This is a genomic window from Glutamicibacter sp. BS14, from assembly GCF_056934375.1.
Window position 1 is genome coordinate 2,411,364 of sequence record NZ_CM167801.1, and the last position, 24,429, is coordinate 2,435,792.

Annotated in this window: 25 protein-coding genes; 23 read left to right on the plus strand and 2 right to left on the minus strand. The window is 64.1% G+C overall.

The genetic code is table 11. From position 1 onward, the window contains the following. Entirely contained in the window at positions 1-1,122 is a 1,122-nt protein-coding gene (locus AC1Z36_RS11435) for a hypothetical protein (protein WP_146112899.1), read from the plus strand. Further along, positions 1,115-1,444, plus strand: a complete 330-nt coding sequence (locus AC1Z36_RS11440; RefSeq protein WP_105661361.1) for a PadR family transcriptional regulator — start codon at positions 1,115-1,117, stop codon at positions 1,442-1,444. Before AC1Z36_RS11435 ends, AC1Z36_RS11440 begins: the two co-directional genes overlap by 8 nt. Here AC1Z36_RS11440 and dtd read toward each other — a convergent pair. Then, on the minus strand, positions 1,441-1,878 hold the full coding sequence (gene dtd / locus AC1Z36_RS11445; RefSeq protein WP_105658289.1) for a D-aminoacyl-tRNA deacylase: 438 nt from the start codon (positions 1,876-1,878) through the stop codon (positions 1,441-1,443). The two genes, AC1Z36_RS11440 and dtd, sit on opposite strands and share 4 nt — an antisense overlap. A 55-nt stretch (positions 1,879-1,933) precedes the next feature. Between dtd and AC1Z36_RS11450 the strand changes: the two genes are divergently transcribed. The 14 genes from AC1Z36_RS11450 to nusB all read left to right on the plus strand — a co-directional run bounded on the left by AC1Z36_RS11450 (position 1,934) and on the right by nusB (position 15,039). Beyond that, complete coding sequence (locus tag AC1Z36_RS11450) at positions 1,934-3,340, plus strand: replication-associated recombination protein A (protein WP_105661360.1); 1,407 nt, start codon at positions 1,934-1,936, stop codon at positions 3,338-3,340. Positions 3,341-3,524: 184 nt separating this feature from the next. Further along, positions 3,525-4,151, plus strand: a complete 627-nt coding sequence (rpsD, locus tag AC1Z36_RS11455) for a 30S ribosomal protein S4 (protein WP_105658291.1) — start codon at positions 3,525-3,527, stop codon at positions 4,149-4,151. 125 nt (positions 4,152-4,276) lie between these two features. Continuing rightward, the gene (locus AC1Z36_RS11460) at positions 4,277-4,648 is read left to right on the plus strand and encodes a DUF948 domain-containing protein (protein ID WP_105658292.1); all 372 of its coding nucleotides are present in this window, start codon (positions 4,277-4,279) and stop codon (positions 4,646-4,648) included. An 80-nt stretch (positions 4,649-4,728) separates the two neighbouring features. Beyond that, positions 4,729-4,938, plus strand: coding sequence for a hypothetical protein (locus AC1Z36_RS11465; RefSeq protein ID WP_105661299.1), 210 nt, complete (start codon positions 4,729-4,731; stop codon positions 4,936-4,938). Positions 4,939-4,957: 19 nt separating this feature from the next. Beyond that, positions 4,958-7,648 (plus strand): alanine--tRNA ligase, encoded by a 2,691-nt coding sequence (gene alaS, locus AC1Z36_RS11470; RefSeq protein WP_105661298.1) that lies wholly within the window; start codon positions 4,958-4,960, stop codon positions 7,646-7,648. After that, the gene (ruvX, locus tag AC1Z36_RS11475) at positions 7,641-8,114 is read left to right on the plus strand and encodes a Holliday junction resolvase RuvX (RefSeq protein WP_219844133.1); all 474 of its coding nucleotides are present in this window, start codon (positions 7,641-7,643) and stop codon (positions 8,112-8,114) included. Before alaS ends, ruvX begins: the two co-directional genes overlap by 8 nt. 45 nt (positions 8,115-8,159) lie before the next feature. Beyond that, positions 8,160-9,608 carry an endolytic transglycosylase MltG gene (mltG, locus tag AC1Z36_RS11480; protein WP_105661297.1) on the plus strand — a complete coding sequence of 483 codons (1,449 nt, stop codon included), beginning with the start codon at positions 8,160-8,162 and terminating at the stop codon, positions 9,606-9,608. A 73-nt stretch (positions 9,609-9,681) separates the two neighbouring features. Further along, positions 9,682-10,521 (plus strand): shikimate dehydrogenase family protein, encoded by an 840-nt coding sequence (locus AC1Z36_RS11485; RefSeq protein ID WP_105661296.1) that lies wholly within the window; start codon positions 9,682-9,684, stop codon positions 10,519-10,521. A 29-nt stretch (positions 10,522-10,550) separates the two neighbouring features. Then, the gene (gene aroC, locus AC1Z36_RS11490) at positions 10,551-11,750 is read left to right on the plus strand and encodes a chorismate synthase (RefSeq protein WP_105661295.1); all 1,200 of its coding nucleotides are present in this window, start codon (positions 10,551-10,553) and stop codon (positions 11,748-11,750) included. Positions 11,751-11,763: 13 nt separating this feature from the next. Beyond that, positions 11,764-12,252: a shikimate kinase gene (locus AC1Z36_RS11495; protein WP_105661294.1), complete on the plus strand. Its 489-nt coding sequence runs from the start codon at positions 11,764-11,766 to the stop codon at positions 12,250-12,252. Positions 12,253-12,331: 79 nt separating this feature from the next. Further along, positions 12,332-13,423 carry a 3-dehydroquinate synthase gene (gene aroB, locus AC1Z36_RS11500; protein WP_483561263.1) on the plus strand — a complete coding sequence of 364 codons (1,092 nt, stop codon included), beginning with the start codon at positions 12,332-12,334 and terminating at the stop codon, positions 13,421-13,423. Positions 13,424-13,427: 4 nt separating this feature from the next. Then, positions 13,428-13,958 (plus strand): tetratricopeptide repeat protein, encoded by a 531-nt coding sequence (locus AC1Z36_RS11505; RefSeq protein WP_105658301.1) that lies wholly within the window; start codon positions 13,428-13,430, stop codon positions 13,956-13,958. A gap of 110 nt (positions 13,959-14,068) precedes the next feature. Further along, positions 14,069-14,629 carry an elongation factor P gene (efp, locus tag AC1Z36_RS11510; RefSeq protein ID WP_013349066.1) on the plus strand — a complete coding sequence of 187 codons (561 nt, stop codon included), beginning with the start codon at positions 14,069-14,071 and terminating at the stop codon, positions 14,627-14,629. Further along, complete coding sequence (nusB, locus tag AC1Z36_RS11515) at positions 14,629-15,039, plus strand: transcription antitermination factor NusB (protein WP_105658302.1); 411 nt, start codon at positions 14,629-14,631, stop codon at positions 15,037-15,039. The genes efp and nusB overlap by 1 nt, the downstream gene beginning before the upstream one ends. 69 nt (positions 15,040-15,108) lie before the next feature. On the opposite strand, the gene AC1Z36_RS11520 is transcribed toward nusB, so the two are convergent. Next, the gene (locus tag AC1Z36_RS11520; protein WP_181148996.1) at positions 15,109-15,255 is read right to left on the minus strand and encodes a hypothetical protein; all 147 of its coding nucleotides are present in this window, start codon (positions 15,253-15,255) and stop codon (positions 15,109-15,111) included. Between the two features lie 480 nt (positions 15,256-15,735). On the opposite strand from AC1Z36_RS11520, the gene pyrR reads away from it, so the two are divergent. The 7 genes from pyrR to pyrF are packed head-to-tail and all read left to right on the plus strand — an operon-like array spanning position 15,736 to position 24,362. Next, positions 15,736-16,305: a bifunctional pyr operon transcriptional regulator/uracil phosphoribosyltransferase PyrR gene (pyrR, locus tag AC1Z36_RS11525; protein WP_105658359.1), complete on the plus strand. Its 570-nt coding sequence runs from the start codon at positions 15,736-15,738 to the stop codon at positions 16,303-16,305. Then, the gene (locus tag AC1Z36_RS11530) at positions 16,302-17,264 is read left to right on the plus strand and encodes an aspartate carbamoyltransferase catalytic subunit (RefSeq protein WP_105658303.1); all 963 of its coding nucleotides are present in this window, start codon (positions 16,302-16,304) and stop codon (positions 17,262-17,264) included. Before pyrR ends, AC1Z36_RS11530 begins: the two co-directional genes overlap by 4 nt. Positions 17,265-17,275: 11 nt before the next feature. Then, positions 17,276-18,580 (plus strand): dihydroorotase, encoded by a 1,305-nt coding sequence (locus AC1Z36_RS11535; RefSeq protein ID WP_105661292.1) that lies wholly within the window; start codon positions 17,276-17,278, stop codon positions 18,578-18,580. Beyond that, complete coding sequence (locus AC1Z36_RS11540; RefSeq protein WP_105658305.1) at positions 18,573-19,079, plus strand: PH-like domain-containing protein; 507 nt, start codon at positions 18,573-18,575, stop codon at positions 19,077-19,079. Before AC1Z36_RS11535 ends, AC1Z36_RS11540 begins: the two co-directional genes overlap by 8 nt. Continuing rightward, complete coding sequence (gene carA / locus AC1Z36_RS11545; RefSeq protein WP_105658306.1) at positions 19,080-20,249, plus strand: glutamine-hydrolyzing carbamoyl-phosphate synthase small subunit; 1,170 nt, start codon at positions 19,080-19,082, stop codon at positions 20,247-20,249. Then, entirely contained in the window at positions 20,249-23,527 is a 3,279-nt protein-coding gene (gene carB, locus AC1Z36_RS11550; protein WP_105661291.1) for a carbamoyl-phosphate synthase large subunit, read from the plus strand. Before carA ends, carB begins: the two co-directional genes overlap by 1 nt. Continuing rightward, complete coding sequence (gene pyrF / locus AC1Z36_RS11555; protein ID WP_105658308.1) at positions 23,520-24,362, plus strand: orotidine-5'-phosphate decarboxylase; 843 nt, start codon at positions 23,520-23,522, stop codon at positions 24,360-24,362. The genes carB and pyrF overlap by 8 nt, the downstream gene beginning before the upstream one ends. Positions 24,363-24,429: the final 67 nt, after the last annotated feature.

Here is a 24,429-nt window from a genome sequence, read left to right on the forward strand (position 1 = left end):
GTGCCAGCAGAAGAACCACACGATATCATCGAACGTTACCCAGAAGCGGACCAGGAATGGGCTAAAACCTTTTTCGCTTCAATGGTGTGGAACGACCTCACCAATGCGCAGGTGGCGCTCGAACTGGACCGCACCCTGAGCATGGTTCGCGATAGCGGGCAGCGGGCCGAGGAACTCTTTGGCCATTCGGGCGAATATGGTGCGACGCGGGCTCAATGTCTATTGACGCCAGAGCAGCGCGCGGACGCGGAACTTCCCGTCGAATCAAGTACTGCGCTATTGGCGGTTGTTGGGATGCTTGTTGGCCTGCTGTGCACTGGATTTGGAATCTGGATCGGGTTCCGCGATGGGTGGACCTCGAGTTCGTGGCACTACTGGCAGCTTTCTGCTCTAACTGCCGGGGCAGGGATCGCACTATCGGGATACCTGTGGTGGTTTAACCGATTGAAGGGGAAATTCGGCCTGTCCTGGATACTGGGACCGGTAGGTATCCTCGTGTCGGTTGGAGCTGCCGCTCTAATCGTGCAGATAGGAGGAAGCAATAATCTGCTGCCCCTGCCAAATTGGTTAGCTCCAATTCTTGGCGCAGGGCTGGTGGTTGCTTGCTTCTATCTGATGCCTGCCTATAAAGCGCAGAAAGCCGCTGGCGGGCAACAAATCCTTCTCGGCACCGACGAGTGGTTCGCGGAAACCACCAGACTGCTGCGCGGACGCTACGGCATGAGTCACAAGGAAGCCAATGAGTCGCTGAGTACTGCGCGAGAACATCTCGATGATGCGGCGACCCGAGGCGAAAAAGCTGACCCAAACCTTGAATTCGGAACGCCCAATGAATTCGTGATTGGGCTGGCAGTGAACACCGAAAAGGCGCTCAAGCGTCGTTGGCTTCTACGCCGCATGGCCACCTTGACCGTAGTCGCTTTATTCGCGGTCGGCGCGGTCGCTGGCCTGATGGATCCAGCGCGAAATGGCGGGGATATTTTCTTTGGGGTCGCAGTGCTGGTGTTTGCCGCGGTGAGCGTTTACGAGCTGCGTCCGGCTGACCGCAAGGCCTACGTCCAAGAGAAGCTCAAGGAACGAGCAGCCAATGCCCGGGCACTGCAGGAGCGCGACGATGACTAAGCCCGAAGGCTTTCCGGGTAGCTGGCAACGCGCCATGTTGCCGATGCTCTTACTCGCCGAACTCTCGGCTGGCCAGGCCCACGGTTATGCACTGGCGAAATCCCTGCAGGAACGCGGTTTCGGGCCGATCAAGGGAGCCACGCTCTACCCCGCATTGGCCAAACTCGAGGCCTCGGGTTTTGTTGAAACCCGCTGGGAAGAAGGCCAAGGTGGCCCGGGGCGAAAGGTCTACGAACTCTCCGCCACCGGACGGGTGGAACTAGCCGAGCAACGAGCCAGCTTCGACCAACTGACCCAACTGGTACAGAGCACCGGCCGCTAGGGGAGGTCTGCCGAGTCTACGATCATCGTGAACGGTCCGGTATTCGTTAGCGAGACATTCATCATCGCGCCAAATACACCGGTCTGAACGCTCGCACCCAATTCGCGCAGGTGCTCCACGAAGTAGTCGTACAACGGTTCGCTGATAGGACCGGGCGCCGCATTGGACCAGGATGGGCGGCGGCCCTTGCGCACCGAACCGTACAGGGTGAACTGGCTGATCACTAGCAGTGGTGCATTCACCCCGGCTGCGGAGGTTTCATCCTCCATGATCCGCAGCTGCCAGATCTTTTCGGCCACCTTGCGTGCGATCGCCTGATCATCCTCATGGGTCACCCCAAGTAGGATCACCAAACCGGGGGAGTCGAGCTGGCCGGTAATCTGCCCTTCAACCTCAACATGGGCGGTGGAAGCGACCTGGACGACAGCGCGCATATGGCGGACCTTTCAAAAGACGGTGGGGCTTCCAGAATATCGGTAGGCTTAGGGGGTGAGCGATTTGTTCGATTCCCTGTCCGATGAGCCACGCGATGCGCGTGAGCCCCAAGTCAACCGGCCCCGTCCGCCACTGGCGGTGCGCATGCGCCCGAAGACCTTGGATGAGCTCGTCGGCCAACAACACCTGCTAGGCCCGGGTTCACCCTTGCGACAGCTGGCCGAAAACCCTGAAACCGGGTTGGCTGGACCTGCCAGTGTGATCCTCTATGGCCCTCCGGGAATTGGCAAAACCACCATCGCGCACGTGATCGCCCGCGCCACCGACCGTAAATTCGTGGAACTTTCGGCCATCACCGCCGGTGTCAAAGATGTCCGGCGAGTCATCGAACAGGCCAAGGATGACCGCGATCTGCGCGGGATTACCACCGTGCTCTTCCTCGACGAGATCCACCGCTTCAACAAGGCCCAGCAGGACGCACTGCTGCCCGGCGTGGAAAACCGTGTCGTCGTCCTGGTAGCTGCGACGACGGAGAATCCCTCCTTCTCGGTGATCTCGCCGCTGCTTTCGCGCTCTTTGCTGCTGACCTTGCGTCCGCTGACCGACGGCGACCTGTCCACCTTGCTCGAGCGCGCTGTGGCCGACGAGCGGGGTTTCGACGGCCAGGTGCTCCTCAAGGAGGAGCAGCGCGACGCCATTGTCCGCCTGGCCCAGGGCGATGCCCGACGCTCGCTGACCGTGCTGGAAGCAGCCGGCGCGGTGGCTTGGAACGCCGCGGGCGCCGGCATCGATCCGCCGGTGCTGATTACGGACGACCATGTGCAGCTGGCCATGGACCAGGCGGTCCAGCGCTACGACAAGGATGGCGACCAGCACTACGACATCATCTCCGCGTTCATCAAGTCCATTCGTGGCTCTGATGTGGACGCGGCCCTGCATTACCTGGCGCGCATGCTCTCTGCGGGGGAGGACCCCCGCTTCATTGCCCGCCGCCTGATGATCTCGGCCTCGGAGGATATCGGCATGGCCGATCCCACCGCACTTCCCGTTGCCGTAGCAGCCGCTCAATCGGTGCAGCTCACCGGCATGCCGGAAGCACGGATCATGCTCGGGCAGGCAACGGTTCATCTGGCTACGGCCCCGAAGTCCAACGCTTCATACAATGCGATCAACGCCGCCCTGGCCGACGTATCCGAAGGCAAGGGTTCGCTGGTTCCCGACCACCTGCGTGACGCGCACTATCCCGGCGCCAAGCAGCTGGGCCATGGCGTGGGCTACATCTACGCCCATGATGCTCCGCACTCCATCGCAACCCAGCAGTACCTGCCCGATGATCTGGTGGGCACCGACTACTACACGCCGACCAATAACGGTGCGGAAAAAACCATAGGGTCCCGCCTGTCCCGTTTGCGTGAAATCATCCGGGGCAAGGATCCGCAGCGCTCCAAGGGCAAGCGCTGATTGTGCGCTAAGCCTCAGCGAAAGCTGCTGCCGTTTCGTGTAAACTTGATCTTTGGCTGGCAAGCCTTGTCCCGCATTCGAGTCATCGAGCGTGGAGGCAGGGTTGAAGTGAAGCAGGGACGCGACGCCCACACACTCTCCCACCTGGAGGCCAGTAGATACCGTCGCTAATCGAAAGGGACACATTATGGCTAACGCCCGTGCCCGCCGCACCGTACGCCTTTCGCGTGCGCTCGGCCTTGCATTGACTCCAAAAGCTGAAAAGTACATGGAGCGCCGTCCATACGGTCCAGGCCAGCACGGCCGCGCCCGTAAGAAGCAGGACAGCGACTACGCAGTACGTCTGCGCGAAAAGCAGCGTTTGCGTGCCCAGTACGGCATCCGCGAAGCTCAGATGCTGAGCGCCTTCAAGGAAGCTAAGCGCCTCGGCGGCGAAACCGGCGGTAACCTGCTGGCTCTGCTCGAGTCCCGTCTGGATGCCCTGGTTCTGCGTGCAGGCTTCGCCCGCACCATCCAGCAGGCCCGCCAGATGGTTGTTCACCGCCACATCCTGGTCAACGGCCAGCGTGTAGACCGTCCGTCCTTCAAGGTACAGCCGGGTCAGCTGATCCACGTACACGAGAAGAGCGAGAAGATGGTTCCATTCCAGATGGCTGCAGCAGGTGAGCACTCGAAGGTGCTGCCAGCCGCTCCTGCTTACCTGGACGTAAAGCTGGAAGCCCTCCAGGCTACCTTCGTGCGCACCCCAGAGCGCACCGAAATCCCAGTGACCTGCGAAGAGAACCTCGTGGTCGAGTACTACGCACGCTAAATCCGTGCGCTAGTTCCAAGCCCGCAACCGGAAACGGTTGCGGGCTTGTCGCTTAACTACCTATCTGGGCTCTGACTTCGATAAGGTGGACTGGCACCAAAAACCCAAAGCAGAAGAGGAAGCACATGTCGGGTTCGGATATTGCAGGGCTCATCGCCGCCGGCGCGTTTGTTGTACTAGTTGTGCTGCTGGCAGTGCCGATCATGAAGTTGGGCAAGGTGTTCGACGAGCTGCGCAAATCGATCAAGGACCTGGCCGACGGCACCACTCCGCTGATCGGCGAAGTCGCCAACACCGTGGCGACCACCAACGACCAGCTCAAGAAGGTCGATGCCATCACCAGCAACGTTTCTGACACCACCGCCAATGTGTCCGCGCTGTCCTCGCTGGTAGCAGCCACCGTTGGCAAACCGCTGATCAAGGTTGCCGCGTTCACCGAAGGCGTGAAGGTCGCGATGAACACCAAGCCAAGCGGCAAGGCTCGCCGCAGCCGCTAAGCAAGCAACGCTGTTTGATCGAACACGTATCGGCGCGCTGAATAGGATACGGCCAACTGGTGGCCGCCAAGGAGACTAGAATGAAAAAGCTCTTGTGGGTTTCGATTGGAGTGGGCGTTGGCGTGCTCGCGTCCAAGAAATACGCTGAAGTTTCATCCGGGGCGGCGCTAAACCGCCAGGTCGGCAAGTACACCGACCGCGTCTCGGAATATTGGGAAGCCTTCCGCCAAGGAATGAGCTCCCGCGAAGAAGAATTACGTTCCGCCTTGGGCGTGGACGCCGCTAAGTGAAGGGATCATCCGTAACACGATGAAAACGCAGGAAATTGCCCGTCGTTGGGTCGACTTTTTCGTCTCGAAGGGCCATACGGCGGTACCTAGTGCCTCGCTGGTCTCGGCCGACCCTTCGCTGTTGTTCACGGTGGCCGGCATGGTCCCGTTCATCCCTTACCTCACCGCGCGCGAAGAGCCCCCGTACTCCCGTGCGACCTCCGTGCAGAAGTGCATCCGCACCGGCGATATCGAAGAAGTGGGCAAGACCGCGCGTCACGGCACCTTCTTCCAGATGTGCGGCAACTTCTCCTTCGGCGACTACTTCAAGAACGAAGCCATCCACTTCGCCTGGGAGCTGCTGACCAGCTCCGTCGAAGACGGCGGCTACGGCCTGGACAAGGAACGCCTGTGGGTCACCGTCTACGAAGACGGAGACGAGAAGGACCTTGAAGCCCGCCGCATCTGGGAAGAAGAGATCGGCATGCCTACCGAGCGCGTTGTAGGCACCGGCAAGGAAGACAACTACTGGAATACCGGCCAGCCCGGCCCCGGCGGTCCATGCTCCGAGATCTACTACGACCGCGGCCCCGCCTACGGTGTCGAGGGCGGCCCAGCGGTCGACGAGACCCGCTACGTGGAAATCTGGAACCTCGTGTTCATGCAGTACCGACTCTCCGCGGTACGTTCCAAGACCGACTTCGATGTGGCCGGCGAACTGCCCAAGCGCAACATCGATACCGGCCTGGGCCTGGAACGACTAGCCATGATCCTGCAGGGCGTCGAGAACATGTACGAGACCGACCAGGTCCGTCCGGTGCTCGACAAGGCCGCCGAGCTTGCCGGCGTCACCTACACCTCCACAGAGGATCCAGCCGACCCGAACCACGCCACCGACGTGCGCCTGCGCATGATCGCGGACCACATCCGCTCCTCGCTGATGCTGATCTCCGACCAGGTCACCCCGGGCAATGAAGGTCGCGGCTATGTGCTGCGCCGGCTGATCCGCCGCGCCGTGCGCGCAATGCGCCTGATGGGCGTGGACACCGAGGTGCTCCCTGAGCTGCTCCCGGTATCGCGCGACGCCATGAAGGGCGTCTACCCCGAGGTGGAGGCCGATTTCGAGCGCATTGCCCGCATCGCCTACGCCGAAGAGCGCGCTTTCCGCCGCACCATCGCTTCGGGCACCACCCGCCTGGACGAGGCACTGGGCCACGCCAAGGAGGAAGGCAAGAACCTCTCCGGCGATGACGCCTTCACCCTGCACGACACCTTCGGCTTCCCGATCGACCTCACCTTGGAGATCGCCGCCGAAGCAGGCCTGTCCGTAGACGAGTCGCGTTTCCGCGAACTGATGAACGAGCAGCGCACCCGCGCCCAGAAGGACGCCAAGGCCAAGAAGGCCGGCCACGCCGACCTGTCGGTGTACACCCAGCTGGCCGAGGCCGGCAACGTGCACTTCACCGGCTATGACACCCTCGAAGGCGAATCCTCCATCCGCGGCATCATCCGCGATGGCCAGGTTGTGCCATTCGCCGAGCAGGGCCAGGAAATCGACCTGGTGCTCAACGAAACCCCGTTCTATGCCGAGTCCGGCGGCCAGGCAGGCGACAGCGGCCTGATCACCGGCGACGGCTTCGTGCTGGAAGTCACCGACGTGCAGGCCCCGGTCAAGGGCCTGAACGTGCACAAGGTCATCGTGCGCGAAGGCGAATTGCCAGCCGAAGCACTGGTTCGCACCCAGGTCGACGCGGTGCGCCGCCGCTCCGGCGAGCAGGCGCACTCCGCCACCCACCTGGTGCACGCCGCGCTGCGCGAGCTGCTTGGCCCAACGGCCACCCAGGCCGGTTCCTTCAACAAGGCCGGCTACCTGCGCTTCGACTTCTCCTGGGCCGAGGCGCTCTCCGCCGCGGCACGCAGCGAAGTCGAGGAGGTAGTGAACCTGGCCATCGCCTCGAACTACCAGGTCGTCACCAATGAGATGGCGCTGTCCGAGGCGAAGAAGCTGGGCGCCATGAGCCTGTTCGGGGAGAAGTACTCCAACGACGTGCGCGTGGTCGAGATGAACGGCGACTGGTCGCGCGAGCTGTGCGGCGGTACCCACGTGGACACCACCGCGCGCATCGGCCAGCTGACCTTGCTCTCGGAGGCTTCGGTCGGTTCGGGCAATCGCCGCGTCGAGGCCCTGGTCGGCATGGAAGCCTTCCGCCACGGAGCTGCCGAGCGCGCCCTGGTATCCGAGCTCTCGGGCCTGTTCCGCGTTCCATCCAGCCAGGTGTCCGAGCGCGTCAACGACACCGTTGCCAAGCTGAAGGCCGCCGAGAAGCAGATCGCCGAGCTCAAGAGCCAGGCAATGCTGGCCCAGTCCGCAGCGCTGCTGCAGAAGGTCGCCACCATCGGCAACACCCGACTGCTGGCCCACAACGCCGGGCAGATCGACTCGGCTGACGCCCTGCGCACCATGGCACTGGACCTGCGCGCCAAGCTGGGTTCCGAAGCCGCAGTCATCGTGCTGATCGGCGTGGCCAACGGCCGCCCGCTGGTGCTGGCTGTGACCAACGACGAGGCCCGCGCCAACGGCTTCAAGGCCGGCGCGCTGGTGCGCACCGCTACCGGTGTGCTCGGCGGCGGAGGCGGCGGCAAGGACGATATGGCACAGGGCGGTGGCCAGGACGCATCGAAGATCGATGACGCACTGGCTGCAATCCAGGCGGCACTGGCCAATGGCTAATGCCGCTCTCGGGGTCGACGTGGGCCTGGCCCGCGTCGGCGTCGCCGCATCTGATCCCTCCGGAATCCTCGCCACTCCGGTGATGACTCTGCGCCGGGATGCGAAGAAGAACTCGGATCTGCGGATGCTTCTGCGCATCATTGCCGATCGCGGCGTCACCGAGGTATTCATCGGGGAGCCGAAATCACTGGCTGGCAACGCGACCGAATCCACTAAAATGGCACGTGACTACGCGATTGCCTTGGCCCAGGAAGCTGCAAGCGCTAATATCGAGCTTGAGGTTTTCATGGTCGACGAACGCCTGAGCACCGTGAACGCGCATCGCTCGTTGCACGCCTCGGGCAAGAAGATGGAAGATCACCGCAAGGTGGTCGACCAGGTCGCGGCCACTGAGATCTTGCAGCAAGTGCTGGAAATGCGACGCAACAATGTGCGCGTACAAGCCAGCCGGATTGTGCTGCGCTAGCCCACAACCGCTAGGGCACCACAAAGACCCGAGAGATGAGAGTTGATGCGAGAAGAAGCCCGCCATGAACGGCAACGCGAAACGCATCGCGCGCTATACGAACGCTTTGCCGCCGGCACTGGCTTGCCGATCGAACAACCCTCAGAACCGGAACTGACCGGCACCGGGCATTACCGCCCATCGCTGGCGGCGGCCGAGGACAGCTGGCAGGAGCCCGCAGACCACGAAGCCCCGGACGGGGAAGGAACCGACACCAGGTTCCTCCCCGCCCAGGCAGCCGCCGCCTCCGATGCGCCAGCATTTGCCGGGCACGAAGATGCCGCCCAGCACTACTCGCACGAGCCCGAAGCCGCGCAGCAGGCCGCGGTGCTCAGCGGCGATCCCCACGATGACCAAGTTGCCCAGGCCGCCGCCGGCAAGGCCCAGCGGCGCAAGCGCACCAAGCGCAAGCGCAACCTGGTCATGCTGGCCACCGTGCTGATCTTCGCACTGGTGGTCACCGGCTCGGTCTACTTCGTCAAGTCCGTGCTCAAGCAGTTCAACCCGGACGACTATCCAGGCCCAGGCGGCGCCGCGGTGGAATTCACCGTGGAAGATGGCTGGGGCTTGAAGATCATTTCGCGCAAGCTCGAGGAGCTCGATGTCGTCTCCAGCGACGGCCTGTTCACCGACGCCGTCGCGGACTCCGAAGCGCAGAGCAAGCTGATCCACCCCGGCACCTACCTGCTCAAGAAGCAGATGCCAGCGGCCGACGCGGCAGATATCCTCGTGAACCAGCGTCCGGACAAGGTCTTCTACATCGGGCTGAAGGCCAATATGCGCCTGGACGCGGCGATCAAGGAGATTGCCAAGGGCTCGGGCCTGGCGGAAAAGGATCTGCAGGAGCTGGCCAAGAAGCCGCAGCAATTCGGCCTGCCTGCCTCGGTGCCGAGCCTCGAAGGCTGGCTGCACCCGGGGGAGTACCGCTTCCCGCTGAACGCCGACGCCGAAGAAGTCCTGGGCGAACTGGTCAAGGCCACCAAGGCTTCCCTGGAGCAGGCCGGCATCACCGACCTCGAAGAGGGCTACCGCACCCTGAAGGTCGCCTCGATCCTGCAGGCCGAGGCACGCACCCCGGACTACGCCACGGTCGCCGGCGCGATCGAGAACCGCCTGGACCCGGGCAACCGCGAAACCCACGGGCTGCTGCAGGTCGACTCCTCGGTGATCTACGGGCTGGACCGCTACTCACTGCAGTTCAGCGCCCAGGAGAAGCAGGACGCGTCGAACAAGTACAACACTTATGTGCACACTGGCCTGCCGCCAACCCCCTTGGGCTCGCCGGCGAATTCTGCGATTGAGGCTGCTGCCCATCCGGAAAGCAACGGCTACTACTACTGGGTGACGGTCAACATCGAAACCGGTGAAACCAAGTTCGCCTCGACCTACGCTGAGCACCGGCAGAACCAGGCGGAATTCCGCGCCTGGTGCAACCAGAATCCAGGAGTCTGCTAGCGCGGATTCCCGTGCTTGCCAGTCGCGCTGTTGCCGCTGTGCGGGCAGCCACAAGCAGAAAGTCCATGAAGCCATGAAGCAGGCAGCCGTTCTCGGCCACCCCATCAGCCACTCCAAGTCGCCGGTGCTGCACCGCGCCGCCTACCAGCTGCTCGGCGTGCCGATCAGCTACAGCGCGATCGATCTGGAACCGGGGGATGCTGCCGGGCACGCGGCCGAGCTGCGCGCAGGAAACTGGGCGGGCTGCTCGGTCACCATGCCGCTGAAGGATGCGTTCGTGCCGCAGATGGATGATCTGTCCGCCCGCGTGCAACGCCTTGGTGCGCTGAACACCGTGGTGGTCCGCGAAGACGGCACCCTCTACGGGGAAAACACCGACATCGACGGCCTGGTCCAGGCCCTGGCGGATTTCGGGCTCGCCCGCAGCGCGCAAGCGATGGTCCTGGGTTCGGGCAACACCGCGCTGGCCGCCATCGAGGCCGCCGCAGAAGTCGGCGCCCGGCAGCTGACGCTGGTGGTGCGCGCAGCCTCCCGTGCCACCCGCGCTGTCGAATTGGCCCGCGAGCTCGGGATGGAAACGTCCGTCCACGAGATTTCGGGCATCGGCCAGGAGCTGGCCGCCACGCTCAACGAGATTCCGCTGGTCTTCTCCACCCTGCCGCCGCACGCGGCCGATGACTGGGTGCCGGCGATCGGCGCAGGCACCGGAATCCTGCTGGATGTCGCCTACGATCCGTGGCCTTCGGCCTTGGCCCAGGCCTGGCAGGGAACCGTGATCAGCGGGCTGCATATGCTGGTGCACCAGGCGGTGGAACAAGTGCGGCTCTTCAGCGCCGGTGCATGGGAGGAATCGCGTCGCATGGACGTCACAAATGCGATGTATGACTCTTTGGGTCTGGCCCGACACCAGTAATCAGTTCGTGCCATGGCAAAATAGATGACATGTTGCGTTGGTTGACCGCGGGCGAATCGCATGGCCCGGCACTTGTTGGAATTCTCGAAGGACTACCCGCCGGAGTATCGGTGGATAGCGAAGCAGTGCGAGAGGCACTGGCGCGCCGACGCCTCGGCTATGGCCGCGGCGCGCGCATGAAGTTTGAAAAGGACCAGGTCACCTTCCTTGGCGGTGTCCGCCATGGCAAGACCCAGGGCGGCCCGGTAGCCATTGAAATCGGCAACACCGAATGGCCCAAGTGGGAACGCGTGATGAACGCGGATCCGGTGGACCTGGATGAACTGGCCTCGATGGCGCGCAATGCGCCACTGACCCGGCCGCGTCCGGGGCACGCCGATTTCACCGGCATGCAGAAGTACGGCTTCGAGGACGCCCGCCCGATCCTGGAGCGCGCCAGCGCCCGCGAGACCGCGGCCCGTGTCGCCTTGGGCACCGTGGCTTCCCGTTTCCTGAACGACTTGGGCATCCAGCTCGTTTCGCACACCACCGCCGTCGGCTCCGTGGCTGCCCCAGCCGATGCGCCGCTTCCCACGGCCACCGACGTTGCGGCGCTGGATAACGACCCGCTGCGCTGCTTCCACCAGGAAACCAGCGAGGCGATGGTCGCCGAAGTCGATGACGCGCACAAGGCAGGGGAGACCCTGGGCGGCGTCGTCGAGGTCCTGGCCTACAACCTGCCTCCGGGCATCGGCTCCTACGTGCACTGGGACCGTCGCCTGGACGCGCGCCTGGCCGCGGCCCTGATGGGCATCCAGGCAATCAAGGGCGTGGAGGTCGGCGACGGCTTCGCCACGGCCGCCCGCCGCGGCTCGGCCGCCCACGACGAGATCGTGCACGCCGAAGACGGCAGCATCAAGCGCGACTCGAACCGCGCCGGCGGCATCGAGGGCGGCATGAGCATCGGCGAGGTGCTGCGCGTGCGCGCCGGCATGAAGCCGATCGCCACCGTGCCCCGCGCCCTTCGCACCGTGGACACCGCCACCGGCGAGGACACCACCGCGCACCACCAGCGTTCGGATGTCTGTGCGGTGCCGGCAGCCGGCGTCGTGGCAGAAGCAATGGTCGCCCTGGTGCTCGCCCAGTCCCTGCTGGAGAAGTTCGGCGGCGACTCGGTGGCCGAAACCAAGCGCAATATCGAGTCCTACCTGGCGAACATCCCGGGCAACCTGGGTTCGACCGGCGTCTAGGAAGCGCGCTTCAATGATCTACCTCATTGGTCCGATGGCCAGTGGCAAGTCCACCGTGGGCAAGTCACTGGCCACGGCCCTTTCTACGAGCTTTGCGGATTCGGACGCGGCCATCGTCGCCCACCACGGAACCATCGCGCAGATCTTCGCCGAGCACGGCGAGGCGCATTTCCGCGACTTGGAAGTCCAGGCGCTGTGCCGGCTGCGCACCGGCGTGGTCGCCACCGGGGGAGGCGCAGTGCTGCGCGAAGAGAACCAGCAGCTGCTTTCGCGCGGGACGGTGATCTACCTGGAGCTGGGTGAACAGGCCGCCGCCGAGCGCATCAAGGGCGACGGGCACCGCCCGCTGCTGGCTGGTGACCAAGCCCTCAACAGCTGGATCTCCGTTTACGAAAAACGCCGCCCCATCTACGAAATGCTCGCTGACGTGCACGTTCTGGTGGATGGAAAGTCCGTTCCGCAAATTATCGACGAGCTTTTGCCGCAGCTGGAAGCGCTGTGATTAGCCTCACGAGATGCAACTTCTGGCCGAACGCACGCGTACGCTGGAAAAATCACCACCATCAGGAGGAACTAGACTGATGCCTATCGCACCGACCACTCTGAAGGTCACCGGAAGCACCCCAGGGGAGTCATACCCTGTCATGGTCGGCAACGGCCTGCTGGGCCACTTGCCCGAACTGCTTGGCCCCGCGGTCAAGAAGGTCCTGGTCATCCACCCGCGGGCCCTGCGCGCCACCGGCGACGTCGTGCGCGACGAGCTGGCGAAGTCCGGCCTGGAAGCATTGACCGCAGAGATTCCGGACGCCGAAGAGGGCAAGCACATCCAAGTCGCCTCCTTCTGCTGGGAAGTGCTGGGCAAGAACGATTTCACCCGTTCCGATGCCGTGATCTCCGTGGGCGGCGGCGCCGTCACCGACGTCGCAGGTTTCGTCGCAGCCACCTGGCTACGCGGCGTGAAGGTCATCCATATCCCTACCTCGCTGCTGGCCATGGTCGACGCTGCCGTGGGCGGCAAGACCGGGATCAACACCGCCGAAGGCAAGAACCTGGTTGGCGCATTCCATCCGCCAGCAGGCGTGCTCGCCGATCTGGACGCGCTGGCCACTTTGCCGAAGAACGAGCTGGTGACCGGCATGGCCGAGATCGTCAAGTGCGGATTCATCGCCGACGAGCGCATCCTGGAACTGATCGAAGAAGATCCGGCCGATGCCATCGATCCGGCCAGCGACCGCTTGCGCGAACTGGTCGAGCGCACCATCGCCGTGAAGGTCGACGTGGTTTCCCGCGACATGAAGGAAGCCGGCGACCGCGAATTCCTGAACTACGGCCACACCCTGGCCCACGCCATCGAGCTGTCCGAACGCTACCAGATGCGCCATGGTGCCGCCGTGTCCATCGGGCTGGCCTTCGCCGCCGAATTGGGCCGCTCGGTAGGGTACACCTCCGACGCGGTGGCCGATCGCCACGTCGCGATCCTCAAGTCCCTTGGCCTGCCGACCACCTACCGCAATGACCGCTGGGCTGCACTGCTCGATGGCATGAAGCGCGACAAGAAGGCCCGCGGCAGCCAGCTGCGCTTCGTCGTGCTGGAAGAAATCGGCAAGCCGCGCATCTACGAAGTCCCCGATAACTCGCTGCTCTTCGCCGCCTACCAGGAAATCGGGGAGTAACTACATGGTCGACTACACCGCATACGCCATTGACGTCGCATCGGTAAACCGCGAAGGTGTCGGCACCGCCGTAGAGGGCGTGCTGATCGACCCCCAAACGCTGAAGCCCTACATCGCCGACGAGGCCGCGGCCGAGCAGCAGCTGCTGGTCGGTTCCCCTACCGACCAGGTCATGGTGCTGCTGGCGCGTGGCGAGCTGGTGAAAGCCGGCGAGCTGATCGCTGAATCGCGTTTCGTGGATCCAACCAACGCCCACCTGCGCGTGCTGGACACCGAGCTGACCCGCATGCAGGGCGACTTCGATCGCGCGATCAACCGACTGCGCAAGCTGGCCGAGGAATTCGCCGGCACCGCATACGAGCCGCTGATCCACCACCACGCTGGCCTGTCCTTCTTCGCGAAGGGCGATTTCAAGGCGGCGGCAACCCGTTTCCGCAAGGCCCTGGATCTGCGCATCGCGCTGGACGACGACGCGTACCTGGTCAACGCCGCAAGCACCTGCATGCAAATTGCCGAGGAGCGCGCCGCGCAGTAATGCGCGCCACCGTGTGAAACCCTTTGTACCGCATGGTGCGTAGGGTAAACTTGGAGATGGATTTTTGATAATGCCGGCGCTAGCTGGCGAAAATAGAGGATTGAGGAACCGTGGCGGATACAACTGACATCAAGAATGGACAGGTCATCAAGATCGATGGCCAGCTTTGGACCATCATTGACTTCCAGCACGTCAAGCCAGGCAAGGGCGGCGCATTCGTTCGCACCAAGATGCGCAACGTCATGTCCGGGAAGGTCTTGGACAAGACCTACAACGCTGGCACCAAGATCGAGCTGGCCACCGTTGACCGCCGCGACTACCAGTACCTCTACCAGGATGGTGAAGACTACGTCTTCATGAACCTGGAAGATTACGACCAGATCACCGTGTCCGGCACCACCGTTGGCGATGCAGCAGGCTTCCTGCTGGAGAACCAGGAACTGACCATCGCCATGTACGATGGCAGCCCGCTGTACCTGGAACTGCCAGCTTCGGTCATCCTGGAAATCACCTACACCGAGCCAGGCCTGCAGGGCGACCGCTCGTCGGCTGGCACCAAGCCGGCAACCCTGGAAACCGGCAAGGAAATCCAGGTTCCGCTGTTCGTTGAGCAGAACACCAAGGTCAAGGTCGACACCCGCACCGGCGACTACCTGGGTCGTGTCAACTAGTGAGAGCCCGCGCCAAAGCCCGTCGCCGAGCTCTTGAGTTCCTGTTCGAAGCCGAAGCCCGCGATGTCAATCCGCTGGCCGTAGCCATCGCACGACGGGAAAACTCGGATATCGTACTCAACGAGTACTCGCTGACGATCATCGAAGGCGTTACCGCACACCTGGACCGCATTGACGAAGTTCTCGAGAGCTACGTCAAGGACTGGACCATCGAGCGCATGCCAGCGGTTGACCGCAGCGCACTGCGCATCGGCGTGTGGGAGCTGCTTTACAACGATGACGTTCCCGATGCAGTAGCCGTGGCTGAAGCCGTGGTGAACGTCCGGGAATTGTCCACCGATGAATCGCCGGAGTTCGTCAATGGCGTTTTGGGTCGCATCCAGAGCGTCAAGGACACCCTGGTCGACTAATTCGATCCTCATCATTCCGAGCCCGGGCCGGAACCCCTTTCATGGGGTTCCGGCCCGGGCTTTTTTGCGTTAAGCCGTTGCCTGTCGCGGCTCGGCCCCGGGCAGGATCACGGCGAAGCAGGCGGAGCGGGCTACCTGCACGGCGACCTGCTGGCCACGGGCTCGAATGCCGGGGGCTGGATGCTTTGCTGCTGTCCAGGCGCTCGGTCCTGCCATCCACGCTCGGACTGCTTGTCCTGCCGCACCATCCGGGTGAAGGGAGCGGGTCTGGCGTACCTGGATCTCCCGGGCTGATCCGGCGGGCTGGAACTCGGGTCCGCCGGGATCCGAGTTCGACGGAGCGGCGCAAATCCTGCACGAGCAGTACGCGCGGCATAGCGGGCCTGCAGATCTGCTGCGCGAATGCCTTGCCCGGGCGTGCGGGCCGATCATGCACGAGGAATCCCGGGCCCACGCCACTTCGCGGGTGTGTCGATCGCAACACATCTGCGCGCGGGGCCAAGGCCAAGCGCAGGGATCTGCGTGGTTCTGCCGGACGCACGAAGCCGCCGGCCGATCGCTGTGACCGATCCCATGCCCTATTCAGTGTCATGCATAGGTTTCCGCTAGGGAATCAGCTCCCGCTCGTGATAATTTGAGTTAGCAATATTCCTTTAAATCCCGTCCCGTGAGGCGGAGAAGGGAGAGGTGCACAGCATGAATGAAAATTCAGTGCCAGATGCTGCCCGCACGGTATTAACCGGCGACGACATCGAACGTGTACTCACTCGCGTAGCCTTCGAGATCATCGAGGCCAATAAGGGCACCGACGACCTGGTGCTCCTGGGCATTCCCAGCCGGGGTTTCCCGCTGGCACAGCGGCTGGCAGCGCGAATCGCGGCTACCGCCCCGGGCAACCTGGACCCGGCATCCCTGGTAGGCCAGCTCGACATCACCATGTACCGTGATGATCTGCGCCACTCCACTACCCGCACCCCGTCGCCGACGCGCCTGCCAGCAGGCGGCATCGAAGGCAAGGTCGTGGTCCTGGTTGACGACGTCCTGTACTCCGGACGCACCATCCGCGCCGCCCTGGATGCCCTGGCAGACTGGGGCCGCCCCCGCATCGTGCGGCTGGCCGTCCTGGTTGACCGCGGGCATCGGGAACTGCCGATCCGCGCCGATCATGTGGGCAAGAACCTGCCGACAGCGAAAAGCGAAAAGGTGCGCGTGCACCTGGCGGAAATCGATGGGAAAAACGAAGTCGTGATCGAGGGCGCCGCGTGAAACACCTGCTATCCACCGCGGACCTGACCCGCGAAGAAGCCATCGCCATCCTTGATATTGCCGAAGAGATGCGCGAGTCCTCGACCCGTGCCATCAAGAAGCTTCCGGCCCTGCGCGGTCGCACCGTGGTGAACCTCTTCTTCGAGGACTCCACCCGCACCCGGATTTCCTTCGAGGCCGCCGCCAAGCGATTGAGCGCGGACGTCATCAATTTCTCGGCCAAGGGCTCGAGCGTTTCCAAGGGCGAGTCCCTGAAGGATACCGCCCAGACCCTGTTGGCCATTGGCGCCGACGCAGTGGTCATCCGCCACCCGGATTCCGGCGCCCCGGCCCGGCTAGCGGCCACGGACTGGATTGGCCTGCCCATCGTCAATGCAGGCGACGGCACGCACGAGCATCCCACCCAGGCGCTGCTGGACGCATTCACCCTGCGCCGCCAGGTGGCATTGCGCGATGGCACCAGCCCGGCAGGCCGCGGCCTGGACGGACTGAAGGTCGCGATCGTCGGGGATATCCTGCATTCGCGCGTGGCCCGCTCCAACCTGTGGCTGCTGAACACCCTCGGTGCCGAAGTGACGATGGTGGCCCCTCCGACCCTGCTGCCTTTCGGCGCCGGCTCCTGGCCCTGCGCCATCAGCTACGACCTGGACGCAGTGATCGCCTCGGGCGTTGACGCGCTGATGATGCTGCGCGTGCAGGGCGAGCGGATGAACGCCGCCTACTTCCCGAACCCCCGCGAATACTCGCGCTACTGGGGACTGGACGATGCGCGCCTGGCGCAATTGGACGCCTCGGGCGCCGAAACCCTGATCATGCACCCGGGCCCGATGAACCGCGGCCTGGAAATCTCCTCGGCTGCCGCGGATTCGCCGCGCTCCACCGTGCTCGACCAGGTCACCAATGGCGTGGCCGTGCGCATGGCCAGCCTCTACATGCTCCTCTCCGGCGACCTGATCTGAAGGAAGAACCCATGAACTACTTGATCCAGCAGGCCTCCATCCTCGGCGGCGAACCGGTCGACGTGCTGATTGCCGACGGCAAGATCGCCCAGCTGGGCAGCATTGCTGCCGCCGGTGATGCCCAGGTCATCGACGCGCGGAATCTCGTGCTCCTGCCCGGGCTCGTCGACACCCACACGCACCTGCGCGAACCAGGCCGCGAAGACGCCGAAACCGTGGAAACCGGTTCGCAGGCAGCGGCCCGCGGCGGCTACACCGCCGTGCACGCCATGGCCAACTCCACCCCGGTAGCCGATACCGCCGGCGTCGTCGAGCAGGTCTACGAATTGGGCCGCAAGGCAGGCTGGGTGGATGTCCGCCCGGTCGGCGCGGTGACCGTCGGGTTGGCCGGCAAGCAGCTGAGCGAAATCGGCGCAATGGCCGACTCCCGTGCCCAGGTGAAGATGTTCTCCGATGACGGCATCTGCGTCTGGGACCCGCTGCTGATGCGCCGCGCCCTGGAATACGTGAAAGCCTTTGACGGGGTCATCGCCCAGCACGCCCAGGAACCGCGCCTGACCGAAGGCGCCCAGATGAACGAGGGCGAAGTCTCCGCCATCCTGGGCATGCCCGGCTGGCCAGCGGTCGCCGAGGAATCGATCATCGCCCGCGATGTGCTCTTGGCCGAGCACGTCGGCGCCCGCCTGCACGTGTGCCACGTGTCCACGGCCGGCTCGGTGGAGATCATCCGCTGGGCCAAGGCCCGCGGCATCCAGGTCACCGCGGAGGTCACCCCGCACCACCTGCTGCTCACCGATGAGAAGGTCCGCACCTACGACCCGGTCTTCAAGGTCAACCCGCCGCTGCGCCGCGAAGAAGACGTGATGGCGCTGCGCGCGGGCGTTGCCGACGGCACCATCGACGTGATCGGCACCGACCACGCCCCGCACCCCTCCGAGGCCAAGGACTGCGAGTGGGGCGCGGCCGCCATGGGCATGACCGGCCTGGAGACCGCGCTGTCCATCGTGCAGCACACGCTGGTGGACACCGGGCTGATGGGCTGGGCGGGCGTGGCCCGCATTACCTCGCAGGTGCCCGCGCAGATCGGCCGCGTTGCCGACCAGGGCCGACCGATCGCCATCGGCGAGCCTGCCAACCTGGTGCTGGTCGATCCGGCAGCCCGCTGGATCGTCGACCCGGCCGCCATGGCCACCAAGGGGCGCAACTCGCCGTTCGCCGGCATGGAGCTGCCAGGATCGGTGCGCGCCACCTTCTTCCACGGCCATGCCACCGTGCTCGATGGCCAGCTGGCTACCCCGAGGACGGCCAATGCCTGAGGGAGCCCTGACCCCGTTGATCTGGACGATTGTCGCGATCGTCGCAGGCGTGGGCCTGATCCTTTTCGGCTGGCGGAACCTCAAGGCCCGGCAGTCAGCGATTCCCGAGCCCTTCGAGGACTTCGCCGATGAGGTGGAGCACCATTTCGCAGGCATGTACGTGGTCACCACCCGGTTCGACGACTGGCTGGCCCGCATCGCGGTCCATGAGCTCGGGGTGCGCACCAACGCCACCTTGGAACTGGGACGCGAAGGGCTGCACCTGATCCGTTCCGGAGCGCGCGACGTGCACATCCCGTGGGAGCACTACGAGGACGTGAAGCGCAGCAACGGGATGATCGGCAAGGTCGTGGAGAAGAACGGCCTGATCGTCATCACCTGGAACAAGGACGGCTTCACCTTCGACACCGGATTCCGTCCCCGCTACCACGAGGACACCCCAAAGATCTATCAGTTGCTGGCGTCGCACAACGACGTAAGCCGAGCAGGAGACAAATAAGTGAATTCCCTGAGCAACCTACCAGCCGTGTTGGTACTTGAAGATGGCCGCATCTTCCGCGGGCGCAGCTATGGCGCCGTGGGCACCACCCTGGGTGAAGCAGTGTTCACCACCGGCATGACCGGCTACCAGGAAACCCTGACTGACCCGTCCTACGCGCACCAGATCATCGTGCAGACCTTCCCGCACATCGGCAACACCGGCGTGAACTCGCAAGATCCGGAATCCACCCGCATGTGGGCTGCCGGCTACGTGGTGCGCGACGCCGCCCGCCGGCCAAGCAACTGGCGCAGCGAGCGCACCCTTGATGCAGATCTGGTCGAGTACGGCATCGTGGGCATCCAGGGCGTGGACACCCGCGCGCTGACCCGCCACCTGCGCGACGCCGGCGCGATGAAGTCCGGCATCTTCTCCGGCGATGACGCCGCGAAGACCGACGCCGAGCTGGTGGCCCTGGTCAAGGCGCAGCCGTCGATGGCCGGCCGCAACATCTCCGCCGAGGTTTCGGTGGACGCCGCCTACATCGTCGAGCCAGCGGACCACGGCTACGATGGCGAGGCCAAGCACACCGTGGCCGCGATCGACCTGGGCATGAAGTCGATGACCCCGCACCGCCTGGCCGAGCGCGGCCTGCGCGTGCACGTGCTGCCGTACAACGCCACCCTGGAAGATATCAAGGCCACCGGCGCTAACGGCGTGTTCTTCTCCAACGGCCCCGGCGACCCTGCCACCGCCACCGCCCAGGTGGAACTAGTCCGTTCGGTGCTCGATGCCGGCATCCCGTACTTCGGCATCTGCTTCGGCAACCAGATCCTGGGCCGCGCGCTGGGCTTCGACACCTACAAGCTGCGCTTCGGCCACCGCGGAATCAACCAGCCGGTGATGGACAAGGCCACCGGCCGCGTGGAAATCACCAGCCAGAACCACGGCTTCGCCGTCGACGCGCCCATCGAGGGCGCCGTCACCGCTCCGGTCGAACGCTTCGGCAAGGTCGAAGTCTCGCACTATTCGCTGAACGACCACGTGGTCGAAGGCCTGAGCTGCCTGGACATCCCGGCCTTCTCCGTGCAGTACCACCCAGAGGCAGCATCCGGCCCCCACGATGCCGCCTACCTCTTTGACCGCTTCATGACCGCGTTGGATTCCGCCGCAGAAAAGGACAGCAAGTAATGCCTAAGCGCACCGATCTGAAATCAGTTCTCGTTATCGGTTCGGGTCCGATCGTCATCGGCCAGGCCGCTGAGTTCGACTACTCCGGCACCCAGGCACTGCGTGTGCTCAAGGAGGAAGGCCTGCGGGTCATCCTGGTCAACTCCAACCCGGCCACCATCATGACCGACCCGGAATTCGCCGACGCCACCTACGTGGAGCCGATCACCCCCGAGGTCGTCGAGAAAATCATCGCCAAGGAACGCCCGGATGCGATCCTGCCGACCCTGGGCGGCCAGACCGCGCTGAACACCGCCATCGCCCTGGACAAGTCCGGTGCCTTGGAGAAGTACGACGTCGAGCTGATCGGCGCGAACATCGAAGCCATCGAGCTGGGCGAGGACCGCGAGAAGTTCAAGGGCGTCGTGGAGCGCTGCGGCGCCGAATCGGCCCGCTCGGTCATCGTGCACACCCTGGACGAGGCCTTTGCCGCCGTCGAGGAGCTGAACTACCCGGTAGTCGTGCGCCCGTCGTTCACCATGGGCGGCTTGGGTTCGGGCATGGCCTACAACCCGGAGGACCTGCGCCGCATCGCGGGCGCCGGCCTGCAGTACTCGCCAACCACCGAGGTGCTCCTTGAGGAGTCCATCCTGGGCTGGAAGGAATACGAGCTGGAGATGATGCGCGACAAGAACGACAACGTCGTGGTCGTTTGCTCCATCGAGAACTTCGATCCGGTCGGCGTGCACACCGGCGACTCGATCACCGTCGCCCCGGCCATGACCCTGACCGACCGCGAATACCAGAAGCTGCGCGACATCTCGATCGCGGTCATCCGCGAAGTCGGCGTGGACACCGGCGGCTGCAACATCCAGTTCGCCATCGAGCCTGACACCGGCCGCGTCGTGGTCATCGAGATGAACCCGCGCGTCTCGCGCTCCTCGGCACTGGCTTCCAAGGCCACCGGCTTCGCGATCGCGAAGATCGCCACCAAGCTGGCCGTGGGCTACACCCTGGATGAGATCCCGAACGACATCACCCAGAAGACCCCGGCTTCCTTCGAACCGGCCCTGGACTACGTGGTCGTGAAGGTCCCGCGCTTCGCCTTCGAGAAGTTCCCGGCAGCGGACAAGACCCTGACCACCACCATGAAGTCGGTCGGCGAAGCGATGGCCCTGGGCCGCAACTTCACCGAAGCGCTGCAAAAGGCGCTGCGCTCCCTGGAGCAGAAGGGCTCCGAGCTGTCCTTCGAGCCGATCCCGGAATCCGAGCACGAGGCCGTGCTGGCCTCGATCGTCAAGGGTTCGACCGAGCGCCTGTCGCTGGTCCAGCGCCTGCTGTTCTCCGGCGTGTCCCTCGAGAAGCTGTTCGAGACCACTGCGATCGACCCTTGGTACCTGGACCAGCTGCAGCTGATCAACGAGGTCGCGCAGCTGGTGGCCGCGAACAAGCACCTGCCGGAGCACGTGCTGCGCGAAGCCAAGCGCCACGGCTTCTCCGATGTCCAGCTCGCCCAGCTCACCGGCAAGGCCGAATCGGTCATCCGCGGCATCCGCCATGCCCTGGGCGTGCGCCCGGTCTACAAGACCGTGGACACCTGCGCCGCCGAATTCGAGGCCTTCACCCCGTACATGTACTCCTCGTACGACGAAGAGACCGAGCTGGCGCGCCACGAGAAGAAGTCGGTCATCATCCTGGGCTCGGGCCCGAACCGCATCGGCCAGGGCATCGAGTTCGACTACTCCTGCGTCCACGCGGTGATGGCGCTGCGCGCCGAGGGCTACGAGACCGTCATGGTCAACTGCAACCCCGAGACCGTCTCCACCGATTACGACATCTCCGACCGCCTCTACTTCGAGCCGCTGACCTTGGAAGATGTCCTGGAGGTCATCCACGCTGAAGAGGAAACCGGCGGCGTGCTGGGCGTGTTCGTCCAGCTTGGCGGCCAGACTCCGCTGAAGCTCGCCGCCGAGCTGAAGGCTGCCGGCGTGCCGATCCTGGGCACCTCGCCCGAGGCCATCGACCTGGCCGAGCACCGCGGCGCCTTCCAGCAGGTACTGGATAACGCCGGGCTGGTAGCGCCGAAGAACGGCACCGCGGTGTCCTTCGCCGATGCCAAGACCATCGCCGACTCCATCGGCTACCCGGTACTGGTTCGCCCTTCCTACGTGCTGGGCGGACGCGGCATGGAGATCGTGTACGACGAGGCCAACCTCGAGCGCTACATCACCAACGCGACCGAAATCACCGTGGACCACCCGGTACTGGTGGACCGCTTCCTGGAAGACGCCATCGAGATCGATGTCGACGCCCTGTTCGACGGCACCGACCTGTACGTCGGCGGCATCATGGAGCACATCGAGGAAGCCGGCATCCACTCCGGGGACTCGGCCTGCACCCTGCCTCCGATCACCCTGGGCGCCGACGTGCGCGACCGCGTTGCCGCGGCAACCCGTGCGATCGCCGAAGGCGTGGGCGTGCGTGGCCTGATCAACATCCAGTTCGCCCTGGCCAGCGACATCCTGTACGTGATCGAAGCGAATCCGCGTGCATCGCGCACCGTGCCATTCACCTCGAAGGCTACCGGCGTGCAGCTGTCCAAGGTCGCCGCATTGATCGGCGTGGGCCGTACCCTGGCCGAAATGCGCGGCAGCTACCTGCCAGCATCCGGCGATGGCGCGCACCTGCCTGAATCGGCGGCGATCGCCGTCAAGGAAGCAGTCATGCCGTTCGCCCGCTTCCGCACCCCGGAGGGCAAGGTCGTCGACTCGCTGCTCGGCCCAGAAATGCGTTCCACCGGCGAAGTCATGGGCATCGACAAGTACTTCGACACCGCTTTCGCCAAGTCGCAGGCCGCAGCGAACAACCCGCTGCCAACCGGCGGCAAGGTCTTCGTCTCGGTCACCAACCGCGACAAGCGCTCGATCGTCCTGCCGGTCAAGCACCTTGCTGACCAGGGCTTCGAGATCATCTCCACCGGCGGCACCGCGGAAGTGCTGCGCCGCAACGGCATCCCGACCCAGGTGGTCGGCAAGCTGCACGAAGGCGGGGAGTCCATTGTCGATTTGATCGTAGCCGGCCAGATCGGCCTGATCCTGAACACCCCGTCGGGCTCGGATGCACGTGGCGATGGCTACGAAATCCGCGCCGCCGCGACGTCTGTCGGCACCCCGGTCATCACCACCGTGGCGGAGTTCAACGCTTCGGTCCAGGCGATCGATGCCCTGCGCGAGTACGAGTGGGATGTCACCAGCTTGCAGGTGCACGACGCCAACCTGAACGCAGCGCGCAATGCCTGAGCCGATCCCATTCGGTCAGCGGCTTCGTTCAGCTATGCAGGCTTCCGGCCCGCTGTGCGTGGGGATCGATCCCCACCCGGTGCTGCTGGAAGCCTGGGGGCTGGAGAATACGGCCGAGGGCGTGCGATCTTTCTCACTGACCGTCGTGGAAGCGATGGCCGGTGCGGCGGCAATCCTCAAGCCCCAGGTGGCTCTGTACGAGCGTTTCGGGTCCAAGGGATTTGCCGCGTTGGAAGAAACCTTGAGTGCTGCGAAGTCCGCTGGACTGCTCACGCTGGCCGACGCCAAGCGCGGGGATATCGGTTCGACCATGGCAGCGTATGCGACCGCATGGCTCGATGATGCTTCTCCGCTGGCTGCAGATGCTGTGACTTTGAGCCCGTACCTGGGTTATGAATCGCTGCGTCCGGCATTGGATTTGGCTGCTGGAACCGGCAGGGGAGTGTTCGTTCTCGGACTGACTTCCAACCCCGAGGGGCCATCGGTACAGCACGTAGGCGGGGAAAACTCGGTTGCTAAATCAATTATTGACCAAGTCACTGCGGATAATGCATACGCAGGAGATTTAGGACATGTCGGGCTGGTTGTCGGTGCGACCATCGGGGATGCACCGTCCAAGCTCGGAATCGATCTGGCAGCTTCCAAGGCTCCGCTGCTCACACCAGGGCTCGGCGCCCAGGGTGCCACGGCAGCGGATATTGCCAAGTCATTCGCCTCAAGCTACGGCCAGGTACTGGGCACGAGCAGCAGGGACATCCTCAAAGAGGGGCCGAGTAAGGCCGCTCTCAGGGAAAAAGCCCTGCGGGTTAGGGACGAATTGCTGGCAGCTCGCTAGCAAAAAATTCGAATAAGTGACATAGGCGCGTTGTGGCTATTAGAGTTTCTAGTAGCCACAACGCGTT